Origin of the sequence: Micromonospora sp. NPDC048843 (assembly GCF_040649965.1) — a bacterium.
GTDB classification, from domain to species: domain Bacteria; phylum Actinomycetota; class Actinomycetes; order Mycobacteriales; family Micromonosporaceae; genus Micromonospora; species Micromonospora hortensis.
Window position 1 is genome coordinate 1 of sequence record NZ_JBEZGJ010000365.1, and the last position, 1,485, is coordinate 1,485.

General features: G+C 64.5%; 2 protein-coding genes. One reads left to right on the forward strand and one right to left on the reverse strand.

Features of this window, described 5'->3' with window-relative positions; all coding sequences use genetic code 11:
• Window positions 1–126: 126 nt before the first annotated feature.
• Window positions 127–261, reverse strand: a complete 135-nt coding sequence (locus tag AB0C20_RS36110; protein ID WP_357569708.1) for an FxLD family lanthipeptide — start codon at window positions 259–261, stop codon at window positions 127–129.
• 517 nt (window positions 262–778) lie between these two features.
• Between AB0C20_RS36110 and AB0C20_RS36115 the strand changes: the two genes are divergently transcribed.
• The coding region (locus AB0C20_RS36115; RefSeq protein ID WP_357569709.1) for a helix-turn-helix transcriptional regulator at window positions 779–1,485 on the forward strand (707 nt) is incomplete at its 3' end.

Sequence of the window (1,485 nt, forward strand, 5' to 3'; positions counted from 1 at the left end):
AGCGTGTGGCGGTAGTGGATGCCCTCGCAGATGACAGCGAGCTTGAAACAGCCCAGCGCCACGTGCCAGTGCAGCGGCCCGACGTCGCATCGGGGATCGCCTGCCGGAACCAGCGGGGGTGTTCGGTCAGCAGTCGCTGCCCTTCACGGTGTCGCAGCCGTCGTCCGTGTCGGCCAGCAGAGCGGCGGCGACCGGACCCTCCGTGACGATCTGCACGTCGAGCTCGAACGGGTCGTTGTTGACGGCGAGCAGGCTGTTCATGGAAGCCTCCAATGGGACTGGGATGTTGGGTGGGCGGGTAGCCCCCGCAGCTACCGGCACGTTGGCTGGCGGATCGATCCGCCTTCCTGGAACGGCGTCCCAAGAGGACTTGCGACGTTCGGCCTGCCCGCCGCCACGCCCTCCTTGGCAGTGACAGCGGGCAGGGGCCCCAGGTATGTCGGATGGCGATCGGCGCTCGTGGCGTCCATGCCCCTCGTCCCGTACCTGGGACGTGGGGGTCCGCCGCGAAAATGTCGCCACGCGACCCCACTTCAAGCCGTATACACATCGCTTGTTGTGCTTCCACGATCGCGGTTCTTGCGCAGCCCCGGGAACACCGGCCAATAGGGAAAGTTTGGGGGAGACTTACCGGTCGCCGCACGGTTGACCAGGGGTTTCTATACGGAAAGCAAGATCGGCGCTGGCGGTGACCGGCAAAACAGGCGTTACGCTCTCGTCGCCGGGTTCCAGGCAGGATGGATCACCGGGCTATTCGCGTCTCTCGCCGGAGGTGTCGGTGATCAGTCCATATGTGCGTCGTCGCCGGCTCGCTAGCGAACTCGTGCGACTTCGGGAGGAGCACGGCTACTCCGCTGAGCGGCTTTGCAGAGAGACAAAGATCGCCAAGCAGAAGCTGAGCCGTTTGGAAAACGCGAGAGTCCGACCAGATCAAGACGAGATCATGCGGGTCCTCGACCACTTTCGAGTTGACGAGAAGCGGTGGGAAGAGATCATGGCCATCGCTCGTGAGTCCCAGGAGAACGGCTGGTGGGAGAAGTTCCGCGTCGAGATGGGACCACGCCAGGCGCTCTACGCGGACCTGGAGGCCGGTGCGGAGCACATCGCTGAGTACCACATCACCCTGCTGCCGGGCTTGTTGCAGATCCCGGCGTACACCGAGGTCCGCGCGGTGGCAGATCGTGCTGCCTACCCCCGGAGATTCACGGTGGAGCGAGCACTGGAAGCCCGAGCTGCCCGGCAACGGGTCCTTGATAGACCCGGCGGACCCACCTACGAAGTGATCATCGATGAGCTCGCGATCCGTCGGCATGCCGCACCGCCGGAGGTTGTCCGCGCGCAGCTTGACCACCTGATCAACGTCGGTCACGAGCAGCAGAAGACCACGATCCGGGTACTGCGGCTGACCGCGCGAATCGCTGGCAACGCGGTACCCCGATCTTCGTACTTCAGCTACCGATACCCCGACCCGAGCGATCCAGTGAT